Raw genomic sequence first — 1,142 nt, 5'->3', positions numbered from 1 at the left:
GCAGCGCCTCGGGATAGGCCAGCACCAACGGCGCGCCGGCCGCGAGCGCGGGGGCGGCGGCGCGCGCATCGCCCTGCGCCGCCGACAGCAGCGCGCGCCACAGCGTCAGCTCATCGCTTGCCGGCAGACGTAGATCGGCCAGCACCCGTGCCTCGTCGAGCCGCCCGGCGAGCAGCGCCGCCGCACCCTGCGCCAGCAGCAGGCGCGCATCCTGCTGGGCGCGCGGATCCTCGCGCAGCGCGAGGCCGACCATGGCCTGCGCCTCCTGCGGCATGCCGAGCGCGAGCAGCGTCTCGGCAACCGCACGGCGCGGCACCCCGCGCGCGAGCGGAGGCGTCTCGTTGACGGCGACCAGCTGCGTGCGAAGCCGTTCCATCAGCGTCGGCACTGGCGCGACCGGCAGGTCGAGCAGCCGCGACATCGCCAGCGCCTCCGCCGGCGGGTCGCGCCCCGGCGCGGCGCCGAGCGCAAGTCCGCCTCCCGACGCCTCGACCCCGAAGCCTTCGCCGCGCGCGCGTAGCACCACGCGGTCCGAGCGCGGCAGCACCACCGCGCCCATCATGCTGGGCAGGATCTCGACCTCCGGCAGCCGCCGCGCCACGCCCAGGCCCGGGCCCGGGCGCCGCAGCGTGCCGATCAGCAGCGCCTCGCCGGTTTCGGGGTCGGTGATGGCGAGGGTGGTGCCGATCGCCTCGGGTGCGATCCCGCCCTGCAGGGCCAGCCGCGCGGGCGGGCCGGGCTCAGGGACGGCGCGCAGCGGCGGCGCATCGGGAGCGGCCTCGGGGCGTGCCTCGATCACCCAGGCGTTGCCCTCGCGCCGCGCCTGCAGCACGGCGGGCGGGGCGAGGCGCAGGCGCAGCACCGTCGCCTCGCCCGCGATAACGGTGGTGGTGCCGCCGAACACGGCATGCCGCGCGAGGGCCGCGAGATCGAGCCGCAGCGGCCGGTCGAAGACGGCGAAGACCCAGTCGTCGCGGCGGAACAGCGCGAGCCCCGCCTCGGGGTCGGCGGGAACAGCGAAGGCGGGCGCACCGGGCAGCAGGCGCACCGGTAGCGCATCGCCCGCCGCCAGCGTGGCAGCCGGGGCGGGATCGGCGCCGGGCGGGGCCGCGCCCCGCAGGGCGGGCGCCTCGGCGGCCGGG

At 78.7% G+C, this 1,142-nt stretch carries 1 protein-coding gene; it reads right to left on the bottom strand.

The window, feature by feature from the left end; genetic code table 11:
- Positions 1-1,142, bottom strand: a 1,142-nt coding sequence (locus HW578_RS26850; protein WP_198373749.1) for a hypothetical protein, incomplete at both ends; no start/stop codon positions are given.

The organism is Roseomonas rosulenta (assembly GCF_016106005.1).
Taxonomy (GTDB): domain Bacteria; phylum Pseudomonadota; class Alphaproteobacteria; order Acetobacterales; family Acetobacteraceae; genus Neoroseomonas; species Neoroseomonas rosulenta.
This window is presented reverse-complemented; position numbering and strand designations above follow the sequence as displayed.